The organism is Streptomyces lacaronensis (assembly GCF_047337785.1).
Classification (GTDB): Bacteria; Actinomycetota; Actinomycetes; order Streptomycetales; family Streptomycetaceae; genus Streptomyces; species Streptomyces lycopersici.
In genome coordinates, this window is sequence record NZ_JBLHDK010000003.1 from 10,696,399 (window position 1) to 10,712,796 (window position 16,398).

General features: G+C 72.2%; 12 protein-coding genes. All 12 read left to right on the forward strand.

Annotated features, from left to right (window positions below):
* Position 1 precedes the first annotated feature (1 nt).
* The 12 genes from ACMTAK_RS46340 to ACMTAK_RS46395 all read left to right on the forward strand — a co-directional run bounded on the left by ACMTAK_RS46340 (position 2) and on the right by ACMTAK_RS46395 (position 16,245).
* Positions 2 to 667, forward strand: coding sequence for a hypothetical protein (locus ACMTAK_RS46340; RefSeq protein ID WP_413811715.1), 666 nt, complete (start codon positions 2 to 4; stop codon positions 665 to 667).
* Complete coding sequence (locus tag ACMTAK_RS46345) at positions 664 to 1,350, forward strand: hypothetical protein (RefSeq protein WP_125755359.1); 687 nt, start codon at positions 664 to 666, stop codon at positions 1,348 to 1,350. Before ACMTAK_RS46340 ends, ACMTAK_RS46345 begins: the two co-directional genes overlap by 4 nt.
* Positions 1,351 to 1,356: 6 nt before the next feature.
* The gene (locus ACMTAK_RS46350) at positions 1,357 to 1,734 is read left to right on the forward strand and encodes a hypothetical protein (protein ID WP_413811716.1); all 378 of its coding nucleotides are present in this window, start codon (positions 1,357 to 1,359) and stop codon (positions 1,732 to 1,734) included.
* A complete protein-coding gene (locus tag ACMTAK_RS46355) occupies positions 1,727 to 2,866 on the forward strand; it encodes a hypothetical protein (protein ID WP_413811717.1) in 1,140 nt (379 codons plus the stop codon). Before ACMTAK_RS46350 ends, ACMTAK_RS46355 begins: the two co-directional genes overlap by 8 nt.
* A gap of 48 nt (positions 2,867 to 2,914) precedes the next feature.
* Complete coding sequence (locus tag ACMTAK_RS46360; protein ID WP_210947799.1) at positions 2,915 to 3,448, forward strand: phage baseplate assembly protein V; 534 nt, start codon at positions 2,915 to 2,917, stop codon at positions 3,446 to 3,448.
* 29 nt (positions 3,449 to 3,477) lie between these two features.
* Entirely contained in the window at positions 3,478 to 3,822 is a 345-nt protein-coding gene (locus ACMTAK_RS46365; RefSeq protein ID WP_413811718.1) for a hypothetical protein, read from the forward strand.
* On the forward strand, positions 3,819 to 4,217 hold the full coding sequence (locus ACMTAK_RS46370) for a GPW/gp25 family protein (protein WP_413811719.1): 399 nt from the start codon (positions 3,819 to 3,821) through the stop codon (positions 4,215 to 4,217). The genes ACMTAK_RS46365 and ACMTAK_RS46370 overlap by 4 nt, the downstream gene beginning before the upstream one ends.
* 118 nt (positions 4,218 to 4,335) lie before the next feature.
* Positions 4,336 to 7,536 (forward strand): putative baseplate assembly protein, encoded by a 3,201-nt coding sequence (locus tag ACMTAK_RS46375; protein WP_413811720.1) that lies wholly within the window; start codon positions 4,336 to 4,338, stop codon positions 7,534 to 7,536.
* The gene (locus ACMTAK_RS46380) at positions 7,533 to 11,471 is read left to right on the forward strand and encodes a putative baseplate assembly protein (RefSeq protein WP_413811721.1); all 3,939 of its coding nucleotides are present in this window, start codon (positions 7,533 to 7,535) and stop codon (positions 11,469 to 11,471) included. Before ACMTAK_RS46375 ends, ACMTAK_RS46380 begins: the two co-directional genes overlap by 4 nt.
* Entirely contained in the window at positions 11,468 to 13,669 is a 2,202-nt protein-coding gene (locus tag ACMTAK_RS46385) for a hypothetical protein (protein ID WP_413811722.1), read from the forward strand. The genes ACMTAK_RS46380 and ACMTAK_RS46385 overlap by 4 nt, the downstream gene beginning before the upstream one ends.
* Positions 13,670 to 13,757: 88 nt before the next feature.
* Positions 13,758 to 15,293 carry a DUF6519 domain-containing protein gene (locus tag ACMTAK_RS46390; RefSeq protein WP_413811723.1) on the forward strand — a complete coding sequence of 512 codons (1,536 nt, stop codon included), beginning with the start codon at positions 13,758 to 13,760 and terminating at the stop codon, positions 15,291 to 15,293.
* A gap of 79 nt (positions 15,294 to 15,372) precedes the next feature.
* The gene (locus ACMTAK_RS46395) at positions 15,373 to 16,245 is read left to right on the forward strand and encodes a peptidoglycan-binding protein (protein ID WP_413811724.1); all 873 of its coding nucleotides are present in this window, start codon (positions 15,373 to 15,375) and stop codon (positions 16,243 to 16,245) included.
* The last annotated feature ends 153 nt before the right edge of the window (positions 16,246 to 16,398 follow it).

Genomic DNA, 16,398 nt, shown 5'->3' on the forward strand with positions numbered 1-16,398 from the left:
CTTGGATTCTCTCAAGGAAATCGAAAATTGCCGCCTCCTGGAATCACGGTGCAGTGGCGCAGATCTGGATAGGCCGCTCGGCGGCATCTTGCCAGAGGAGTACGATGAAGCATGGGAGGGAGTACGCTTCAGCGAGAGCATGTTGGACTGTTATCTACGTTTCTACGAGCTCGGCGCCGCATGGAGAGCCGTAGGCGATCTACCGGATGTCAAGGGCGAGTTCAGTCTCATCAACTTTCACGACGCACTTCAGGCAAGCGATCCCGGAGTGGGTAGCGCAAAAACAGACTTTCATCGCGAATTCTTGTCACAGCTCTGCCCCATCGATCGAACTCCCAGGTTCGGTGCGGGAATCCAGACCTACATCCGTCTGCAGGCGGATGTCGATGCGCTTGAACTCTGGTACAGCGACATCGCATACATCGAGCAGCCGCCTTACCCGTCGGGATTCATTAAACTTGACATCGGGTATTGCGAATACCTCGAAATGCTGCTCCTTACCAAGGGTGCATATGGCTGGCAGTATCTGTTCGCGGATATCTCGCTGAGCAGGGGGGATTTTTCGGAGAACGCAAACAATCTCAAGAACATGCTCCAGGTATTTCCGGAGCTCTTTCCGGACCGCGACTATTCTTCCCTTCGTGCCCGCCTGGAGGCCCGCCTGTGACCCGCTACCCCGATATCCCCAAACCCATCCGATCCGGGATCGTCCTCGTCGACCCCGAGCGGGGGACGCCGCAGAGGATCATCGTGCTGCAGTTCAATCCGGACACACTGGAGCGGTCGTTGGCCCCGCAATCCGCCGGAGACCAAGCCGACAGCGGCGGAGGCGGCAGCGGAAGCGGGGACAAAAATGAGGCGCTTCGCCTCAAAGGCCCCGCCCAGGAGACGTGGAAGTTCACCGCGGAGATCGACGCGACCGATCAGTTCGAGGTGGCCGCGCCCGACGGGATACACCCGCAGCTCGCGACGCTCGAAATGCTCGTGCAGCCGACCACGGCCAAACTGCGGGAGGCCATGCGGCTGTCCAAGAAGGGGACCATCGAGATCAGCCCGATCGAGATGCCACTGACCCTCTTCACCTGGGGGAGTAAGCGGGTCATGCCCGTGCGGATCACGGAACTCTCGATCAACGAATCGGCGTTCGACGTCAACCTCAACCCCATCCGCGCATCCCTCAGCATCGGGCTGAAGGTGCTCACCGTCAGCGATCTGCCCGCCGGCCACCGTGGTGCCGAGCTCTATCTGGCGCATCTCGCGCAGAAGGAGCGGCTCGCGGCGGCGGCGCGTGGTGGGGCGTTGAGCGCGTTGGGGTTGAACAGTGGGGACATCGGGCTGGGGAGGGTGTAGAAGCGGATGACCGGGTCACAGCCACAGCCGTACGAGAGTGCGCTCGACGCGATTCCGGGGTCGCACCCCTATCCCCGCTCCAGCCGCTACCACGACGCCGAGATCGGGATCCACGTCCAACCCGACGGCACGCCCGTACGCTACGTCAGGCGACGGCTGCTGCCGCCCCTCGGCGAGGTGGGCGAGGACACCGCCACTCACACCGTCAGCAGCGGCGAGCGCCCCGACCACCTCGGTCAGCGCTATTTCGGCGACCCCGCCGCCTGGTGGCGGATCGCCGACGCCAACCCCGTGCTCGACCCCCGCGAGCTGACCGCCGAGCCGGGCGAGGAGATAGAGGTCCCGAACGGGTTCCCGGGCGGAGGCGGTGGGCGCCATGGCTGATGAGCCCGTCGGGCAGGGGCCCATCCACCTCGAATTACGGATGGGGCCCAGGCTCACCCGGCCCGTGCCCCCCGAGGTCACCGAGGCGCTGCTGTCCGCGCAGATCACCACGACCGCGGGTGAACGCAGCGGTTTCCAGATGGCGTTCGACCTCACCAAGAAGGGCGCGATCATCGATCGGCTGCTTCCCGAGGGGTTCTTCGACCCGCGCACCCGCGTCATCGTCACGGCCGCGGTCAAGGGCACGCCGATCGTCCTCCTCGACGGGCTCATCGTGCGCCATGAGGTGGGGGCCAGCAATCAGCCCGGCCAGACCACCCTCACCGTCACCGGCGAGGATCTCACCCTCCTCATGGACCTCGAGGAGCGGACCGACCGCTATCCCAACCTCCCGCCCTTCAAGCGCGTCGGCCGCATCCTGGCGAAGTACACCGATTACGGGATCGAGGCGGACGTCATCGAGGAGAAGATCCTCCAACCGCCCAACGCGCAGCGCCGCGTGGACTACCAGACCGGCACCGACCTCCAGTACGTCACCGGTCTCGCCCAGGCGAACGGCTATGTCTTCTACCTCATCCCGGGGCCCGTCGCCGGGGTCTCCACCGCCTACTGGGGGCCCGAGAAGCGCGTCGGCACAGCCCAGCACGCCCTCACCGTCAACATGGACGTCAACTCCACCGTCGACCAGCTGACGTTCGCCTACGACGGGACCGCCCGCGAGGAGCCCCAGGCCCGCTGGCAGGACCCCACCACCCGTACCTCCACCCTCCTCGCCCAGCCCGACATCAGCCCCCTCCGGCCGCCCCTCGGCAAACGGGCCACCCCGGCCCTCAAGCGCAAGACGCTCTCCGGCACCGCCAAGAAGGACCGGGCGCAGGCCGAGGCCGAGGCCCTGGCGAGGGCCGCCACCACCGCCGACGCCATCTCCGGTTCCGGCTCGCTCGACGTCAACCGGCACGGGTACATCCTCCAGCCACGCCAGCTCGTCGGCGTCCGGGGCGCCGGGGTCACCTACGACGGGGAGTACTACGTCAAGACCGTCACCCACCATCTGCGGCCCGGCTCGTTCCAGCAGAACTTCACCCTCACCCGCGAAGGGCTCATCGCCCGCAGCGGCGTCGTCCGGCCCTAGACCGCAGAGGCAGAGGCAGAGGCAGACAACGACAGAGCAGGAGCCCCTATGGCGGCAACGCCCAACAACCGCTTCCTCGGCAAGTTCCGGGGCCGGGTGCGGGACAACCAGGACCCGCTCGGAATCGGCCGGATCACCGTCGAGGTGCCCGATGTCCTCGGCGATGAGCCGTCGACCTGGGCCATGCCCTGCTTCCCCTTCACCGGGGACCAGCAGCGGCCCGCCGGGAGTTACGTCGTGCCGTCGGTCGGGGCCGGGGTGTGGGTGGAGTTCGAGCAGGGGGACCCCAGCTTCCCCATCTGGACGGGGTGCTGGTTCGGGGCCAGGGAACAGCTCCCGGAGGACGCGCGGACCGATCCGGCGACCGCGCACCCCGTGGTGATCCAGACCCCGGGGAAGCACAAGATCGTGATGTCCGACGTTCCGGCCGAGGGCATTTTGCTGCAGGCGCCCGGCGGCGCGTCCATACGGATCGACGCGACCGGAGTGCACATCAACAACGGCCAGGGGGCTTCCGTTTCCCTGGTCGGTGACCAAGTCGACCTGAATCAGGGCCGGTTGACCGTGCCCAAGAAGCGATAGCCAGCAGCGAACGGGGAGGGACAAGCGACGTGTCCGGGAATTCCGGGAACCTCGTCAGCCATACCGCCGTGATCAGTTGCCCGCACGGCGGACGCGTACGGGCGGCGTCCGTTCCGTCGTCCGGTGTACGGCTCGACGGGCAGCCCGTGCCGACCGCCGACGACGTCTTCACGGTCGTGGGCTGCCCGTACACCGTCGACCGCGTCCCGCTGCCGTGCACCACCGTCCGGTGGACTCCGGACCGCGACACGGTGCTGATCGACGGCGTGCCCGTCCTGCTCGACACCTCCTCGGCACAGTGCTTCAGCGCGGGGCTCGTGCCGCAGGGGCCACCCGTCGTCTCCGCCGCGCGGCAAGGAGTCATGTGCGGATGAGGACACGGACCGGCAGGACACACACCGTACGGACCGATATCGCCTTCCCGTTCCGGATCGACCGGCGCGGGCGCACCGCGCACGCCGGCCACGACGACCACATACGCGATCTCATCGAGCAGTTGCTCTTCACCAGCCCCGGCGAACGCGTGATGCGGCCCGACTTCGGCTGCGGTCTGCTCGACCTCGTCTTCACGCCCAACAGCCCCGAACTGGCCTCCGCCGTCGAGCTGTCCGTCCAGGCGTCGCTGCAGCGCTGGCTCGGCGAGCTGATCGAGGTGGAGTCCCTGGACGTGGTCAGCGAGGAGAACGCCGTACGCGTCCATCTGCGGTATGTGGTGCGCGCCACCGCCGGCCTGCGCGACGAGGTGTTCGAGGGGAGGGGCGCCGCATGAGCGTGTCTTGGCGCGCTGCGCGGGCTGGACTGAGGAGCCGCGCAGCGACGAAGGAGCGAGCAGTGTCGAAGGAAGCCCGCGCATGGAAGCGCGCCAGGACTGAGCGGGAGGGAGGGGCATGAGCACCGCGTCACGGCGCGATCGCGTCAGGGCCGCCCACCTCAACGGGGTGGACGCCGTCGAGGTCGGCGACGACGGCACCACCCTCACCGTCACCTTCCTCGGCAAGGCCCCGCACGGCCTGTGCGCGGAGAACGTACGCGTCGACGGCGGCCGCCGGATCACCGGCATCGAGGTCCTGGAGATCTCCGTCGAGCGCGAGGAGGACCCCGAGCTCGACGACAAGCTGTACGTCACCGTGGACCGGGCCGGGGACACGTCCGCCTACCGGCTCTCCATCGTCGACACCGACCCCTACGGGCGGCCCGGCACCGAGCCCTTCCCCGGCTTCGACCAGCGGTACTTCCACTCCGTATTCCACTTCCGGCCCGACTGCCCCACCCCCTTCGACTGCGAGGACCAGGAAGAGCGCGACCTCCCCGCCACCTTCCGGCCCGTGCACGCCCCCGCTCCCGCCCCCGTCATCGACTACACCGCCCGCGACTACGACACCCTCCGCCAGGTCGTCCTGGACCGGCTCCGCCTCACCACCCCCGACTGGGTCGAGCGCAGCGCCGCCGACCTCGGCACCACCCTGGTCGAGCTGCTCGCCTACGCCGCCGACCAGATCAGCTACCAGCAGGACGCGGTGGCCACCGAGGCGTATCTCGACACCGCCCGCCGCCGGGTGTCCGTACGCCGCCACGTACGGCTCATCGACTATCCGATGCACGACGGCTGCAACGCCCGCGCCTTCGTCACCGTGGAGACGGTCGAGCCGCTGACGCTGAACCCGGGGGAGTACCGCTTCGCCGCCGTGGACATCCGTACGCTCGGCCCGCTGGACCGGCCGGACATCGGGGCCGTGCTGGACGACCGGGAGCTGGCCGTGCTCGATGAGCGCGGATCGGTGGAGGTGTTCGAGCCCGTCGTCACCGACCGACCCCTTCACCTGCGGCCGGAGCACCACCGCATCCGTCTGTGGACCTGGGGCGGCGAGATGTGCTCGCTGCCCGTGGGCGCCACTTCCGCGACGCTGCGCGACGCGTGGGCCGACGAGGAGTGCCAGGCCCGCGCGCTCGATCTGCGCCCCGGTGATCTGCTGCTCTTCGAGGAGGTGCGGGGGCCGCGCTCCGGGACGCCCGGCGACGCCGATCCGTCGCACCGGCAGGCCGTGCGGCTGCTCTCCGTCACCCCCGCCGTCGACCGGCTCGCCGAACAGCCGGTGCTGGAGGTGACCTGGGCGCGGGAGGACGCGCTGGCCTTCCCGCTGTGCCTGGCCACCCGGGGCGGCACGGACTGCGCGCCCATCGAGGACGTCAGCGTGGCGCGCGGCAATGTGGTGCTGGTCGACCACGGCCGCTCGCTGACCTTCTGCTGCGGCACACCGGAGACCCTCACCGTGCCGCCCGTCCCCGCCGTCGCCGGGTCCTGTGACCCACCCGCCTTCGGCTGCTTCGACAAGGACGCCGGAAACGCGCCCGCGCGGCTCATCGACTCCCTGCTGGACCGGGCCCGCCACGGGCGGCAACTGGCCCCCGACGACGTACGGGAGCTGTTCACCACCGTCGGCCCGGAGGCCACCGGCCGGGCCGGGATCGGCCTGGAGTCGGCCGGGCAGCGGCGCGAGAAGGTCGTGCCCGGCACCGCGTACGCCCAGGCCGAGGCGTTGCGGACGCTTCTCGCCCAGTCCGTCTACCCCGGGATCGTGCCGCGCTTCCGGCCCGTACTGCACCAGGCCCCCGTCACCCAGGCCGTGCCCTTCCCCGATCCGCGCCATATCGCGGCCGGGCAGGCCGAGCATCTGGCCGCCATCCCGGGGCGGGTGCGGCAGCGGCTGACGGAGCTGTGGCGCAGCGCCCGCGACCGCGACGGGCTCTCGGACGAGGAAATCGCCGAGCTGGCCGTCCTGTTCGGACCGCGCGTCCTGGAGCGCCTCGAACTCGCCCGCCACCCCGTCCGCGCGCTGCGCGAGCTGCTGCACCGCTGCGACCGGCTGCTCGACGCCAAGCTGGGGCGCCTGGCCGCACTGACCGCCAGAGCACGGGCGGGCACCGTCCTGGACGGGCGCATCGCCTGGGAGATCGCGCACAGTTGGGGCCGGGCGTACGCCGCCGGGCTGCGCCCCGAGGATCCGGTGCTGCACGGTCCGGCCGCCGCGCTCGTCCAGGACCCACGGGCCGCCCTCCCCGCCGTAACGATCGAGGACGGCGACGAGACCTGGACACCGCGCCGCGATCTGCTCACCTCCCGCCCCCGGGACCGCCACTTCGTCGGCGAGCTGGAGGACGACGGCCGTATCGCGCTGCGCTTCGGCGACGGCCGGTACGGCGCCGTGCCGAGGCCCGGGGCGCGCCTCGCGGTCCACTACCGGACCGGAGGTGGCACGGCGGGCAACGTCGGCCCCGAGGCCATCAACCACCTGGTGCTGTGCCGGGATCCGGAAGCGGCGGACACCGGAGCGCCCCTGCCCGTGGCCGGGGTGCGCAATCCGCTGCCCGCCGTCGGTGGCGCCGAGCCCGAGCCGGTCGAACAGGTACGCCGGCTCGCCCCGCTCGATCTGAAGCGCACCCGGCACCGGGCCATCACCGCCGAGGACTACGCGGCGCTCGCCTCCGAACTGCCCGGGGTGCGGCGCGCGGCGGCCGAGATCCGCTGGACCGGCAGTGTGCGGGAGGCGCATATCGCCATCGACGCGTACGGGACCGGGGCACCGCCCCCCGCCCTCCTCGACTCGGTCGCGCACGCCCTGGAGGGCTACCGCCGGATCGGACACGACCTGGTGGTCGGCCCGGCCCGCGCCGTGCCACTGGACATCGCGATCGAGGTGTGCGCCGCGCCCGGACACCAGCACGGGCAGATCCTCGCCGAGCTGTACCGGGCGCTGGGCAGCCGCCGGTTCTCCGGCGGGCGGCTCGGCTTCTTCCACCCCGACGCGCTGACCTTCGGCGAACCGGTGCGGCTCAGCCGCCTGGTGGCCGTCGCGGCGGCGGTGCCGGGGGTGCGACGCGCCGATGTCACCCGGCTGCGACGGCTGTGGCACGAGGGGCTGGAGGGGCCGAAGGAGCCCGATGACGGCACCTCGTACGAGACGTCACACGGCGAGGCGCTGGAGGAGGGCATCCTGCGCATCGGCCCCCTGGAGATCGCCCAATGCGACAACGACCCCGACCGGCCCGAGAACGGCCGCCTGGTCATCGAGCTGAAGGGGACCCGATGAGCGACCACCCCGACCACGTCCACCCCGGCGGCTGTGGCCGCGGTTGCGGCGGCCACGACGAGCGCCGGGCCGCCCCCGGCACCCCGCACAACCCGCCCGGCCGCACCGCCCTGGACTATCGCGTCGGCGACTACGGCTCGTTCCTGGCCGCCATGCTCGACCGGCTCGCCTCGCCCGCCTATCCCGCGCTGCGCGGCCTGACCGTACGCACTCCGGACGACCCGGCCATCGGGTTGCTGGACGCCTGGGCGGTCTTGGGCGACCTGCTGACCTTCCACTCCGAGCGGATCGCCGACGAGGGCTATCTGCGCACCGCCCACGACCCCCGCTCGCTCGCCCTCCTGGGGCGGCTGGTGGGGCATGTGCCACGGCCGGGTGTGGCCGCCGACACCCATCTCGCGTACACCCTGGACCGGGATCCGCGCGCCGAGGACGTCGTGGTGACCATTCCGCGCGGGGCCATCAGCCACAGCGTACCGGCGGCCTCCGACGAGGAGTCGCAGACCTTTGAGACGAGCGAGGACCTGGCGGCCCGCTGGGCGTGGAACGAACTGGCGGTGCGCCGCCGCCGGCCCGCCCTGATCGGCCCCGACGACCTGCGGCGCCGCTCGGAACTGCTGGTGTCCGGAACCTCGCTCGGACTGACCGTCGGCGACAAGCTGCTCTTCGTCTTCGGCGGGACGGCGGAGTCCGGGGGCGGCGGCCCGAGGCCGCTGCTGCCGGTGGCACGGGTGACCGTCGACCGCGACGAGGACGTGACGGCGATCGGGCTGCCGGAGTCCGCCCCGCCGTCGCTCAAGGAGCTGGTGGACGAGGTACGGCGGTGGATCACCGACCCGGAGGCGGACGAGGACCCGGACGACCGGGGGGACGCCGAGCCCACGCCGGACCATCCCGATCCGCGTCCCGTCAGCCGTCTGATCGAGGAGTTCGACGCGCAGGTCCTGGCGCCGCTGCGGGGCGATCTGGACGGGATCACCACACCAGGGCAGCTCGCCCGGCGGCTCGCCGAACCGCATGACCGGCTGGCGGAGGCGCAGGTGCTGGCCGCCCCGTACGAGGAGGTCGCCGCCTGGTTCGAGCGGCTGGAGGCGGTGATCGGCGAACTGCGCGAGCGGGCGGGGGAGTTGGACGCCGACGGGTCCGGTGAGGTGCGGCTGCGGTCCCAGCTCGCCGAGGACCGGCCACCCGCGACCGACGGCACCACCGAAACCGACGCCCCCGTCACCGGGGCCCACGGCCTCGCCACCGGGCCCGCCCACGGCGCCGCCGCCGTGCGCGCGCTCGGCGCCGTCCTGCCCGCCCTGCGCACCCGCGTCGTACGGCCCCCGTCCGGCGCCCACGCCGCGGCGGCGCACGATCCACGGCGGCTCTTCGGGCCGGGGTCCGACCTGGCCGCCGGGCTGCTGTCGGCCCTCGACCCGAGGGTGGAGAGCGGGATGTACGCGGCGTGGCGCCGCGCCGCCCCGGCCGCCACCGCCCCGCCGGGGACCGTCCCGCTGCTGCGCGAGCTGCTGGCGATGCGGGTGACGGCCGCGCCCTTCGGGGCGATGGCGCCGCTCAAGCCGGTGCAGGACGACCGGGGCCGGGTCATCCGGCAGACCGACTGGCCGCTGACCGGCGGTGAGCTGACCGCCGTACGGATCGTGTACGACACGGCGGTCAAGGCGCCGGTGAAGGCGGAGTTCCAGCACATCGAGACCGGGACGTCATGGCAGCGCAGCGAGAACCTGCCGCAGACCGCCGAGTTCGAGCTCGGTCCGGGACGGGTGCAGCTGTCCACCCGGGTAGGCCAGGACCACGACCTGGGCTGGCTCCGGGGCCGTCCCACCGACTCGCAGGAGCCCGGTGTCACCGCCACCCTGCTGCCCGGACTGCCCACGCTCACCCTGTTCGTCTCCCGGCCCGCCGAGGACGGGCGGGTACATGTGGTCGTGGACAACGGAGAGACCAAGCAGTGGATGCTCAGCCGCGGCGAACCCCCGAAACAGATCGGCTACGGCGCCTATGAACTGACGCTGCGCTTCACCCCCGGCAGTGAGCCCCCGGCCGTCGAGATCGGCATCGCCACCGTGCCCGAGCCCGCCAACCGCTATGTGCTGCCGCTGGATTCGGTGCAGAACTCCGTCACGGTCGGCAGCTGGGTGGCCATCGAGCGCCCCCGCAAGGGGTCCGGCGAGCCGGACGGCATCCCGGGCGACAACAAGCTCGCCTCCGTCACCACCCGCGTCGTCGCCGTGCGCACCGCCGCGTACACCAACTACGGCATCACCGGCCGCGGCACCCAGCTGACCCTCGCCGACCCGTGGCTCGACGAACACGATGTGCTGCTCTCCGCGATCCGCGACACCACCGTGCACGCGGGCGGTGAGCCGCTGCGCCCGGCGGACGAGCCGCTGGGCGAGGACGTCCACGGCAACGAGATCGAGCTCGCCGAGCTGTACGACGGGCTGCGGCCCGGCCGCCGGATCGTCGTCTCCGGCGAGCGCACCGACATCCCGGGTCCGGCCGGTCCGGGCGGCCCGACCGGGGTCCGGGGCACGGAGCTCGCGGTGATCGCCGCCGTGGACCAGCGCGTCGACCCGGACCTGCCCGGCGACCATGTGCACACCACCCTCACCCTCACCGCCGATCTGGCCTACCGCTACCGCCGTGAGACGGTCCGCGTCCAGGGCAATGTCGTGCCCGCCACGCACGGCGAGAGTCGTGACGAGGCCATCGGCAGCGGCGACCCGGCCGTGGCCGGCCAGACCTTCACGCTGTGGCAGTCGCCGCTGACCTGGCTCCCCGCGGACAACCCCCTGGGCGCCATCCCCGCCCTCGAGATCCGCGTCGACGGGCTGCTGTGGCACCGGGTGGACAGCCTCGCCGGACGCGGGCCGCGCGAGCGCGTCTATGTCACCGGGACCACCGGCGACGGGCGGACCACGGTGACCTTCGGCGACGGGGTGCACGGCGCCCGGCTGCCCGGTGGCCACGAGAACGTACGGGCCCGCTACCGCTTCGGCACCGGCGAGGCCGCCAACGTGCCCGCGGACCGGATCACCCAGGCCCTGACCCGGCCCCTCGGCGTCACCGCGGTCACCAATCCGCAGCCCGCCACCGGCGGTGCGGACGGCGACGGTCCTGGCCTGACCCGCCGCACCATCCCGCTCGCGGTCTCCGCGCTCGACCGGCTGGTCTCCCTCCAGGACTACGAGGACTTCGCCCGCTCCCGCGCGGGCATCGGCCGGGCCGCCGCCCGCGAACTCTTCGACGGGCGGCGCAGGGTGCTCCATGTGACCGTGGCCGGGGTGGACGACGCGCCGATCGGCGCGGACGCCGAGGTGCTGCGCGCCCTGCGCACCTCGCTGGCCGCCTACGGGGACACCCGGCTGCCGGTCCGGGTGGATGTGCGGGAGCTGGTGCTGCTGGTGCTGGTGGCACGGGTGAAGGTGGCGCCGGACCACTCCTGGGGGCTGGTCGAACCCCGGCTGCGCCAGGCCCTGCTGCGCGAACTGGGCTATCCGGGGCGTGAGTTGGGGCAACCGGCCGCGCTCTCCGAGGTGCTGGCCACCGCCCAGTCGGTGCCCGGTGTGGACTATGTGGACGTGGACGCCTTCACCGGTGTCCCGGCCTCCAGCACCCCGGGGGAACTGGCCGACCTGGCCGCCCGGCTCACCGAGCCCGGCGCCGTGGTCCCCGCCCGGTCCGCCGAGTACGCCGAGGACACCTACCGGGTCACCGCCACGGACGGCGAGACACTCACCGACATCGCCGGACGCCATGGCATCCCGCTCGCCGAACTGCTGCGCCTCAACCCCGACATCACCGACACCCGCCGCCTCTCCAGGGGCCGTTCGGTGTCCGTCTTCCGCGGTATCCGCCCGGCGCGGCTCGCGATGTTCTCACCCGATGTCCCGGACACGCTGATCCTCACGGAGGTCACCTCATGAGCAGGGAGCCGGACGGGCTCGCCGAACTGCTTCCGCAGTGGCATCGCCTCAGGGACACCGAGGCGGGCGAGCCCCTGCGCGCCCTGCTCGCCGTGATCGCCGAGCAGGTCGATCGCGTACGCGACGGGGTGCAGCACCAGTACGACGACTGGTTCGTGGAGACCGCCACCGCATGGGTGCTGCCGTATCTCGGCGATCTGGTGGGCTACCGCCCGCTGCCCGGTTACGAGCGGGTGCCGGCCACCGGACTGCGCGACGGCGGGCCGCCGGACGCGTCCCTGGCGCGGCTGGCCGAGGCGCTGGCGCCGCGCCGGGACGTGGCCGCCACCGTGGCCCACCGGCGGCGCAAGGGCACGCTCGCGCTGCTGGAGGAGCTCTCCGCGTCGGTGGCCGGATGGCCCGCCCGCGCCGTGGAGCTCTCCCGGCTCACCGCGCACCAGCAGCCGGTCAAGCTCTACGGCGGGACCGGCGGCGCGGCGGCGGACCTGCGCAGGCTCTCCCGGGGCCGGCTCGCCGATCTGCGGGACGGGGCGGCGCTGGACCTGGCGGGCGGGCCGTTCGGGACGGTGGCGCTCTCGGTGGACGTACGGCGCGCGGGCTCCCGCCGCAGACAGGGCGGCCACACCCCGGCGGGGGTCGGGCTGTTCGTGTGGCGGCTGAAGCCGTACCACGTGACCAGGGCGCCCGCGTACTGCGTCGACCGGGCCCGCAACCTCTACACGTTCTCGATCCTCGGCAATGACACCCCGCTGGTGACCCGCCCCGAACCCGAGCCGTCCGCCGCGCGCCCCCTGCCTTCGGCGGGGGGACCCCCGGCATCCATCGACAACGTGCCCGCGTACATCCGCCGCCGTCAGCTCGCGGACCACCTTCTCGACTATTACGGTCCGGGCAAGAGCTTCACCGTCTGGCGGGACGGCCACGACGAGCCCGTGCAGCCGTCGGACATCGTGGTGGCCGATCTGACGGACTGGCGCTACCGCGCGGGGCGCGGCCAGGTGGTCATCGACCCCGAACTCGGCCGGATCGCCTTCGGCTCGCGCACCGCGCCCCGCCACGGCGTCTGGGTCACCTACCACTACGCGTCCCCCGACGACATGGGCGGCGGGGAGTACGACCGGGACGACCGCGAGACCTCCCCGGCCGCTGAGGTCTACCGGGTCGGGCCGGGGTGTGCGTACCAGCGGATCATGGACGCGTACCGGCAGTGGCAGCACGACCGGCGGAGTGGGCGATGCGGCCCCGAGGGCATCATCGAGATCACCCACAGCGGCGCCTACCAGGAGCAGCTGGACTTCGACCTGGACCCGGACGACCGGCTCGAACTGCGCGCCGCCGAGGGCACCCGGCCGGTGATCCGGCTGCTGGACTGGTACAGCAACCGCCCCGACGCGCTCAACATCCGGGCGCGGGAGGAGCACGGGAACACCGGTGGCGAGGCGCCGCGCATCGTGCTGGACGGGCTGCTGATCGCGGGGCGCGGCCTCAACGTCACCGGGCCGGTCGGCGCCGTGGTGCTGCGCCACTGCACCCTCGTCCCCGGCTGGTCCCTGGAGCCGGAGTGCGAGCCGCGCTCGCCCGACGAGCCCAGCCTGGTCCTGGAGCGCACCACCGCCTGCGTCCAGATCGAGCGCAGCGTCCTCGGCACCATCGAGGTGATCGGCGAGGAGGTGCACACCGACCCGCTCGCCCTCCATATCCGCGACTCCATCTTGGACGCCACCGGACACGACCGCCCGGCGCTGTCCGCCCCGGACTGCCGCCACGCCCACGCCGTACTGCACGCCCACCGCACCACCGTCATCGGCGAAGTGCACACCCACGCCGTGCTGATCGGCGAGAACAGCCTCTTCACCGGGCGGATGCACGTGGCCAGGCGCGGTGTCGGATGTCTGCGGTTCAGCTATGTGCCGCCGGGCTCGCGCACCCCGCGCCGCCACCGCTGCCAGCCGGACCTGGTGGGGGCCGAGGAGGCGTGGCGGGTGCGGCCGCTGTTCAGCGGCGAGCGCTACGGCACCCCGGTGTACGGGCAGTTGGCGGCCGGATGCGCGGAGGAGATCCGCCGGGGCGCCGAGGACGGTGCCGAGATGGGCGCCTTCCACGACCTGTACCAGCCGCAGCGCGAGGACAGCCTGCGGGCGCGGCTCGCGGAGTACGCGCCGGCGGGCACGGACGCGGGAGTCATCGCCGTGACGTGAGCCGATGTGACACCGACACCGATGCCTCAGCCCGCTCGTGCGAGCCGCGCCCGCCAGACTTCCGAACCTTCCGAGGGGGACCCCTTCCATGCACGCCGATCTCTCCCGACTCACCTTCCGGCCCGACCGGCGCTACTCCGCCGTCGTCGCCCAGCAGGGCCGCGTACAGCTCGACGCCGACGCCAACGAGCAGACCGCGATCCAGCTCCACCAGGCCCGTACGCTCGCCGCCGACCTGATCGGGCAGCACGGCGGCCCGTCCGGGGAGGCCGGTTTCCACATCCGGTTCAAGGGCGGCAGCCGCGATCTGGACGACCTGATCATCGAGGGCGGCCGCTACTACGTGGACGGCATCCTGTGCGACGCGACCCGGCCGCTGCCCGGGGTGGCGGCCGACGACGAGGCGGTGGACCAGCCATCCGGCGAGGAGGGCGAGGCCGACGCGCCCGAGCCGGACGAGCCGCCCGCCACCTGGACCTACTGGGATCAGCCGGACGCCTACCGGGATCCGGAGCGGCCGGGCGACCGGCTGCCGGAGCAGCGCCCGTTCCTGGTCGCCCTGAAGGTGTGGGAGCGGTCGGTGACCGCCGCCGAGGACCCGGCGCTGCGCGAAGTGGCCCTCGGCTCGGCGATGCCGGACACGGCGGCCCGGGTCAAGGTGGTCTGGCAGGTGCTGCCGGTGGAGAGCTCGGCCCTGGAGCTGGAGAACCCGGGAGGGGCGAGCAAGGAGCAGGTCGGCAAGGCGTTCGAGGCGTGGGCGCGGAAGGCCACGGCGCCCGGGTCCCGGCTGGCGGCGCGCGCCGAGCGGCCGGAACACGCGGACCAGGACCCCTGCCTGGTCCGCCCGGACGCCCGCTACCGGGGACCGGAGAACCAGCTGTACCGCGTGGAGATCCACGAGGGCGGCACGGCGAAGGAGGCCACCTTCAAATGGTCCCGGGAGAACGGCTCGGTGGTCTTCCCGGTGGATGAACTCGACGGCACCTGGGTGGAGTTGGCGTCGCTGGGCAGCGACGACAAGCTGGATCTGGGCGTCGGGGACCTGGTGGAGTTCGTGGACACCGCCTACACCAGCCGGGGCGAACCGCTGCCGCTGCTGCGGGTGGAGGAGGCCGACCTGCCGGGGCGGCGGGTGCGGCTGTCCGGTGAGCCCGAGCCGGGTGTCGGACGCCGCCCCGAGCTGCGGCCGTTCCTGCGCCGCTGGGACCACCGGGAGACCACGCGGCGCCCCCGCAAGGGCGCGGCGGCGCGGCTGAAGCGCGGTGCGCTGGGGGTCGAGGAGGGCCGCTGGCTGCCCCTGGAGGACGGAGTCGAGGTGTACTTCGCCCCCGACGGCGCCTACCGCTCCGGGGACCACTGGCTGATCCCGGCCCGTACCGCCACGGGCAGCGTGGAGTGGCCGGTGAACGCGGCCCGCAAACCGCTCCTCCAGTCCCCGGCCGGGATCCAGGCGCACTACGCGCCCCTGGCGTGGGTGACCGCCGAGCAGGCGGAGCTCGATCTGCGGATGGTGTTCGGGCCGCTGGCGGTGCCCGCCCCGGCCGCGGACGCGTCGGCGCTCGCGGCGGAGGCCGAAGCGGCGGCGCAGACCAGGGCCGGGGAGGACGCCGAACCGGAAGCGTAGTCCCGGTCCGGAGCCGATTGAGTTCCGGACCCGTGGCATCCGTACATCACCATGCCTCATCCCTAAGGAGCACATCACCATGGCCACGCCGCTCACCGCCGACCGTCTGCTCAAGGCGCTTCGCGACGAGGGACTGGAAGTCCATGAGTACCGCGACTGGCGGACTCACAACCGCAACAGCAAGGGCCCCTGGGGGCCGGTCAACGGAGTGATGATCCATCACACCGTCACCAAGGGCACGGACTCCTCCGTGGAGCTGTGTTACGAGGGGCACTCCTCGCTGCCGGGGCCGCTGTGCCACGGCGTCATCGACAAGTCGGGCGCGGTCCACCTGGTCGGCAACGGCCGTGCCAACCACGCGGGCCTGGGCGACGGCGACGTGCTCAGAGCCGTCGTCAACGAATCCGCGCTGCCCTCCGACAACGAGGCCGACACCGACGGCAACCGCCACTTCTACGGCTTCGAGTGCGTCAACCTCGGCGACGGCGAGGACCCCTGGCCGGAGGCGCAGAAGCTGGCGATCGAGAAGGTGTCCGCGGCCATCTGCCGTGCCCACGGCTGGACCCAGCGCTCGGTGATCGGTCATCTGGAGTGGCAGCCGGGCAAGGTCGACCCGCGTGGCTTCACGATGGACAGCATGCGCAGCCGCGTCGCCAAGCGGCTCGGCGCCAAGCCGGACGGCCCGGCCCCCGAGCCACCGGCGTCCTACGAGCCGTTCCCGGGCGCCGACTTCTTCCGGAACGGCCGCGAGAGCAAGGTCATCACGGCGATGGGCAAGCGGCTGGTGGCCGAGGGCTGCGGACGCTACGAGGAGGGCCCGAGCCCGGAGTGGACCGAGGCGGACCGCAAGTCCTACGCGGCCTGGCAGCGCAAGCTGGGCTACTCCGGCGATGACGCGGACGGCGTCCCCGGCAAGACCAGCTGGGACAAGCTGCGCGTGCCGAACGTCTAGTGGCTCGTCGCGCGGCGTTGGGTGGGTAATCGACGTCCCGTCTGGTGATCAGGAGACTGCCTCCAGGACCTGATCTTGGAGGTGGTCGTGGGACGTCGACCGAGTGTGTTCGTCCGCGTGGCTGAAGGTTGAGAGGGCCGAACTCGTCGACGC

Excerpts from the sequence above, each read along its gene's own strand:
- ACMTAK_RS46350 (WP_413811716.1), top strand. The coding sequence starts at position 1,357 with ATGACCGGGTCACAGCCACAGCCGTACGAGAGTGCGCTCGACGCGATT.
- ACMTAK_RS46355 (WP_413811717.1), top strand. The coding sequence starts at position 1,727 with ATGGCTGATGAGCCCGTCGGGCAGGGGCCCATCCACCTCGAATTACGG.
- ACMTAK_RS46360 (WP_210947799.1), top strand. The coding sequence starts at position 2,915 with ATGGCGGCAACGCCCAACAACCGCTTCCTCGGCAAGTTCCGGGGCCGG.
- ACMTAK_RS46370 (WP_413811719.1), top strand. The coding sequence starts at position 3,819 with ATGAGGACACGGACCGGCAGGACACACACCGTACGGACCGATATCGCC.
- ACMTAK_RS46375 (WP_413811720.1), top strand. The coding sequence starts at position 4,336 with ATGAGCACCGCGTCACGGCGCGATCGCGTCAGGGCCGCCCACCTCAAC.
- ACMTAK_RS46380 (WP_413811721.1), top strand. The coding sequence starts at position 7,533 with ATGAGCGACCACCCCGACCACGTCCACCCCGGCGGCTGTGGCCGCGGT.
- ACMTAK_RS46385 (WP_413811722.1), top strand. The coding sequence starts at position 11,468 with ATGAGCAGGGAGCCGGACGGGCTCGCCGAACTGCTTCCGCAGTGGCAT.
- ACMTAK_RS46390 (WP_413811723.1), top strand. The coding sequence starts at position 13,758 with ATGCACGCCGATCTCTCCCGACTCACCTTCCGGCCCGACCGGCGCTAC.
- ACMTAK_RS46395 (WP_413811724.1), top strand. The coding sequence starts at position 15,373 with ATGGCCACGCCGCTCACCGCCGACCGTCTGCTCAAGGCGCTTCGCGAC.